Annotated in this window: 6 protein-coding genes; all 6 read right to left on the reverse strand. The window is 68.7% G+C overall.

Annotated features, from left to right (window positions below; all coding sequences use genetic code 11):
* On the reverse strand, nt 1-1,073 hold a 1,073-nt coding region (locus tag ACY45C_RS13415), incomplete at its 3' end, for a lysophospholipid acyltransferase family protein (RefSeq protein ID WP_462187946.1).
* Nucleotides 1,074-1,170: 97 nt separating this feature from the next.
* Complete coding sequence (locus ACY45C_RS13420; protein WP_462187954.1) at nt 1,171-2,211, reverse strand: NAD-dependent epimerase/dehydratase family protein; 1,041 nt, start codon at nt 2,209-2,211, stop codon at nt 1,171-1,173.
* 321 nt (nt 2,212-2,532) lie between these two features.
* Entirely contained in the window at nt 2,533-3,402 is an 870-nt protein-coding gene (locus tag ACY45C_RS13425) for an SAM hydrolase/SAM-dependent halogenase family protein (RefSeq protein ID WP_462187947.1), read from the reverse strand.
* A 256-nt stretch (nt 3,403-3,658) separates the two neighbouring features.
* Complete coding sequence (locus ACY45C_RS13430; RefSeq protein WP_003948845.1) at nt 3,659-3,757, reverse strand: 30S ribosomal protein bS22; 99 nt, start codon at nt 3,755-3,757, stop codon at nt 3,659-3,661.
* Between the two features lie 112 nt (nt 3,758-3,869).
* Nucleotides 3,870-4,667: a pyrroline-5-carboxylate reductase gene (proC, locus tag ACY45C_RS13435; protein WP_462187948.1), complete on the reverse strand. Its 798-nt coding sequence runs from the start codon at nt 4,665-4,667 to the stop codon at nt 3,870-3,872.
* A 230-nt stretch (nt 4,668-4,897) separates the two neighbouring features.
* Nucleotides 4,898-5,561: acyltransferase family protein (locus ACY45C_RS13440; protein ID WP_462187949.1), on the reverse strand; the 664-nt coding region annotated here is incomplete at its 5' end.

The following is a 5,561-nucleotide window of genomic DNA, read 5'->3' on the forward strand; positions in this document are numbered from 1 at the left end:
AGGCTGTACAGCGTGTGCTGGATGGTCTCCCGGATGCGGTCGGTGAGCTCGAACACCAGCATCGGGTCGTCCGCCGCCTCAGCGGTGTACGTCTTCGTCGGGACCGGCTCCCCGAACTCGATGATCCATTTGGATGGAAGTGGGATGAACCCCAGCAGGCCGAGCCACGGGAAGGTCGGTGTAATCGGCAGGTAGGGCAGCCCGAGCAGGCGAGCGAGCGACCTCGCGTTGCCGATCATAGGATAGATTTCTTCGGCTCCGACGATCGTGCACGGAATGATCGGCGCACCCGTCCGCAACGCGGCCGAGACGAACCCTCCGCGCCCGAACCGCTGCAACTTGTACCGCTCACTGAACGGCTTGCCGACGCCCTTGAAGCCCTCCGGCCAGACCCCGACAAGGTGCCCGGTATTCAGCAGGTGTTCCGCGTCAGCCTGACACGCCAGGGTGTTGCCGATCTTACGAGCCAGCGGGGCCAGGAACGGCACCGCGAACACCAGGTCGGCCGCGAGCATGCGCAGGTGGCGATGGGCCGGATGATGATCGAGGATGGCCACAGCCATCATCAGCGCGTCCATTGGCAGGGTGCCCGAGTGATTGGCCACCACCAGAGCGCCACCCGTGTCCGGGATGTTCTCCAGCCCCCGGGTCTCGACCCGGAAGTAGTCCCGGTAGATCGGCCGCAGCAGCGGAGCGACGACGTGTTCGGTGAGGTCCGGGTCAAACCCGTGCTCGTCGACGACGTAGTCGCCGGTGATGCGCCGCCGCAGGAAGGCCAGCGATCCCGCGAGGGCCGTCTCCAGATCACCGGGTTCGGCCACCGGCGGTGGCGCACCGTCCGTCCCGGCACCGCCGTCGGGCCCGGCACCGGCGGTGGGACCCGTCGTCGGGTCGGACGGCCCACCCGCCGCCGACCGGCTGTCGGTCAGCGTCGCCTCGGCACCGTTGAGCGAGGAGCGAGGGGATGCGGCGGCCGCAGCGGCTGGACCGAGGAAGACCGCGCCGGGGGAAACCCCGTCGAGAAAAGCCGGGTCGTGGGAAGCCGGGTCGGCCGCGGCGGATTTCCAAGGCATGATCTGCGCTTCACCCCGGGATTCGTCACCTTCCATCACGTGTTCCGCCTCCCCCCTTGTCCGATCCCGCATCTGGCGGGCCGCAACCGCCCCCCCATCACCGTGTTCCCACCAGCCGGCGTCGGGCCAGCGAGTCGAGCATCCTGTGCTCGGCCCGGGAGATCAGATCGTGGTCGATGGTGAACCGGAGCCCGCGCTGGCGGACGAAACTGTCGAAGGTCTCCACCGTCGAGTACCGGGGCCGGTAACCGAAGATCTCCTTCAGTCGGGTCGTGTCCACGGCCCGGCCGTGCGCGAGAAAGTCGAGCTGCTCAGCGGAGAAGTCGACGAGCCGCAGCCGCCGGGCGACCCCGCCCAACATCCCGATCATGGGGAACGGCACCGGCGTGAACGGCCGACCCGCTCGGCGGATCGCCTGCGAAAGCAGGAGCACACCGTCCCCGGCCACGTTGAACGTCCCCGGGTGGGCGCCGCGGGTCGCGCGCATCAGCACGGCCAGCGCGTCATCGGAGTGCAACAGCTGGATGCGGGGGTCGAAGCCAAGGACCGTGGGAACCAGCGGAAGGTCCAGATAGCGCGCGAGCGGGCTGTCGATCTGCGGACCGAGGATGTTGGTGAACCGCAGCACGGTTACCGCGATGTCGGGACGTCGCCGGCTGAATCCACGCACGTAACCCTCGACCTCGACGGCGTCCTTGGCATAGCCACCGGTGGGCAGGGCGCGCGGCTCGGTGTCCTCCGTAAACAGCGCAGGGTCGCGAGCGGACGACCCGTAGATCGACGTCGTGGACTTCACTACCAGCTTGGTGACACTGGGCGCCTTCTGACACGCGGCCAGCAGCTGCATCGTGCCGATGACGTTGATTTCCTTCATCGCGGTCCGTCCACCCGCACCGAGCGGCGTGGCGATCACGTTCAGGTGCAGCACCGCATCAATCTCCGTGGTAGAAATCACCTTTGCGATCAACGGATGCCGGATGTCCGCGCGCACGAACTGGGTCCGCCCGAGGTCGCTGGTGGGAGCAGTGGTATCGACCCCGACAACGGCTTCGACCCCCGGGTCAGCCGCGAGCGCCATCGCCACCTGCGCCCCCAACGGCCGCGCTACACCGGTCACCAACACACGGCGTGGTCTCATGGCAGTCTCCCGCAACGCCCGCATGGTCCAGTCCGGCACCCGGACCGGATGGCCGGGCGGCCGGGCAGCCCGAACCAGGCCGACCGGAGCACGCCGCCGTTCCCCGGGGCCGAAGGCCACGATGTCCGGCCGAGGAAGGTTCACGCGGTCCGATCGTGGGCTCATCGTACGCCCATCCCTCGACCGCTCACTGCGCAGCGTAAGGCCAGCCGCGCACATCGAATACGAAGAACGGGGAAAAAATAACCCGTCCAAGCCGGAGGAGGATCGACGCCGGCCAGGCCCGGTGCCGCTGCTGCCGGCCCAGCAGTGATGCCGGCATCACTGCTGGGCCGGCAGCGGAAGATCCCGGATGGAGCGTCCCGGTGACGGGCTCCTCGGCAGTTGTGCCACGACGACCGCGTCCTGGCGCCGCAGCCGCAGCAGGTCGGCCGCTCGCCCACAGTTTACCGCGATCATCACCCGACGCAACGCATCCTCGCACAGGGTGACTCCACCACGAGGCACATCGCCGTAGGTATACGTGAACGTGAGCCGCATGACGCGGTTGCCGGCGCGGACCTCGACCAGATCTCCCAACAGAATGCCAGCGGCCTCCAACTCGGCCCGGGTCATGTTGAGCGAGAGGTTGCCGAAGTGGTCGACGGACACGACCTCGCCGTGCACATGGTCGTCGTCGACGCTGCACGCCCGCGGCTGGAAACGCGTGAGCGTGCCGGGGTCGAGCCGGGGGCCGACGTCGGTGAGGGCGAGCCCGGCAGCGAGCCGGGCCGCGACCGGCGCATAGACGTCCCGTCCCCGGAACACCGCGGTGGGCAGCGGCAGCCACAGCTCCCGGTTGGAGATCTCGTGCACCGCGGCGACGCCACCGAGCGCCTCCCAGGCCAGCGACGCCACGCCGTTGTCCGGGCAGACGAAAGTCGAGCCGTCCGTGCTCCGGATCGCCACGCCACGGGTGTAACCGTCGGCATCGAGCCGCTCCACGACGACGAGATGAACCCCTATCGGAAGATAACCGATCGCGCCGACCAGGGTGACGGCCGCATGCCCGACGTCCTGCGGCGCGATGGCGTGGCAGACGTCGAGGACGCGCGCCGACGGGGCGTGCCGCGCGATAACCCCGTGACACACCCCTACAGAGGCATCGTCGACGCCGTAGTCGGACAGGAAATTGATCCACGATCCCGTCATGCCGTCTCCCTGGCTGCGGGCCGGCCACGCTGCCACCCGAGGGAAACAGCCTGCCACACGGTAACAGTTACAGCACGCAAAGCCACATGATACGAGACGACATGGCGGTACGAACTCGTGGCGTGCGAGGTGGACGCCGGACGCTGGGGACCGCGGATCAGCCGACTACCTCCAGGTGCGACCGGACTCCCGGGTACGCCCCACCCCCCGGTGGGCGACCCGCGTACTGGTGCGCTACCTACTTCCTGTCAGCGGCCTACTTCTTGTTGCGGCGCTGAACGCGCGTCCGCTTCAGCAACTTGCGGTGCTTCTTCTTGGCCATCCGCTTACGACGCTTCTTGATGACAGAACCCACGTACCCGACCGATCTATGTTGAGGAATTTACCGGGCGAGCCTACCCGCCACGGCGGGCAACCATCGGAGCCCGGGCACTCCGGTACCCAGGTGCTCCGGTACCCGGGTGCTCTCAACCACGGCCGAGTTCCTGCGACCGACTGCTCGCCGCCTCCAGGGCGTCCATGAGCGCCGCGCGCACACCGCGACGGTCCAGCTCCCGCAGCGCCGCGATCGTGGTCCCGGCCGGAGAGGTGACGGCCTCCCGCAACAGCGCCGGATGCTCGCCGCTCTCGCGCAGCATCCGCGCCGAGCCCAGAGCGGTTTGGGTCATGAGTTCCGCGGCCAGGGTCCGGGGCAGCCCGAGGAGCACACCCGCCTCGATCATCGCATCGACAAGGTAGAAGAAGTACGCCGGTCCGCTACCGGACAGGGCCGTCACCGCGTCGAGCTGGGACTCCGCCACCCGCGTCACCCTGCCGACCGGCGTCAGCAGGGCCTCTGCCGTGGCAAGGTGCTCCTCCTCAGCGTAGCGGCCCCCGCAGATCGCCGACATCGCCTCCCCGACGAGCAGCGGGGTGTTCGTCATCACCCGGACTACTGGGGGAAGCGAAGGTAGCCGCTCCTCGAGAAGATCAGTGGTGATACCCGCCGCCAACGACACCACGAGCGTCCCGTTCGCCACAACCGACCCGATCTCGGCCAGCAGGGTCCCGACGTCCTGGGGCTTCACCGCGATGATCAGAACATCCGCCTTGGCGGCTGCCACCGCCGGCGCCTGCACCTCGACGCCGTGACTCGCCACGATCTCACCAGCTCGGTCGGCATCACGTTCGGCCACGACGATGTCCTGAGCGGCATGTCCGGACCGCAGCAGCCCCGACAGCATCGCCCCGCCGAGCCGTCCCACCCCCATGACCGTAACGATCATGACCATCCTTCCCTTCCACCCGCTTCTACCCCGGCCTGGAGGTTACGGCGCCCTCGGGCGGCCAGCGGAACGCGGATCCCGGCCCACCGTCGTGCGCGGGCTATCAGCCGTAGCCCGACTGGCGATCGGCTCCGCGTCGCCCGTCGTACTCGAGCCGGCGTTCGTGGCCACCCCAGTGGCCGGGTTCGTGACCCGTCCAGAGCTCGTGTCGCGTCCAGGGCTCGTGACGTTCACCTTGCCGGCCGGCGACGGATCGAGGATCGTAGATTATTTTCGGCGGTGTATGGGCGGTCCGTGGCCGCCGGCCGCTGCGCCTCCTCGCCGCCGTTCTGCCGGCCTCGCACCGCCCACGACAGGTCGGCGGTCTCGGTGAGTCCGTACCCATACCCCGGCCAAGGACGGGCGTAGCCCTCATCGATCCATTCATCGGCATCGGCCGGGCCAGCCGCCGGTTGATCGGACCCGACCTCGTACGACGACCAGCCACCGTCGTCCGACCGGTTACCGTCCGACCAGCCGCCCTGCGACCGGGTCCCGGGCGGATCGCCGGGCCGGTCGCGATCCAGCCGATCAGACTGACCGATCGCAGCTGGCGCGGGCCCACGGGGGGTGTCGGCCCACGGGGGTCGGGCACGCTGCGCGGGCTTCTCCACGAACCGGTTCGAGAAGTACGCGATGAACGTGCTGACCGCCGCCGCCACGACGACCGACGGCCACAGCCCGATCCGGGGCACCAGCTGCCCGTTCGCAGCCGAGATCACCGGATAGTGCCAGAGGTAGATACTGAAAGTGATCTTTCCGAGGAAAGCCATCCGCGGACCACCCAGCAGGCGAACCCAGCAGGCGTCGCGACGCAGGTCGGCGCCCAGAATGACCACGGCACCGAGCAGGGCG

This window comes from Frankia sp. CcWB2 (assembly GCF_977927585.1).

Bases quoted from the DNA above. Each gene is read 5' to 3' on its own strand.
- ACY45C_RS13420 (WP_462187954.1), bottom strand. From the start codon at position 2,211: ATGAGACCACGCCGTGTGTTGGTGACCGGTGTAGCGCGGCCGTTGGGG.
- ACY45C_RS13425 (WP_462187947.1), bottom strand. From the start codon at position 3,402: ATGACGGGATCGTGGATCAATTTCCTGTCCGACTACGGCGTCGACGAT.
- proC (WP_462187948.1), bottom strand. From the start codon at position 4,667: ATGATCGTTACGGTCATGGGGGTGGGACGGCTCGGCGGGGCGATGCTG.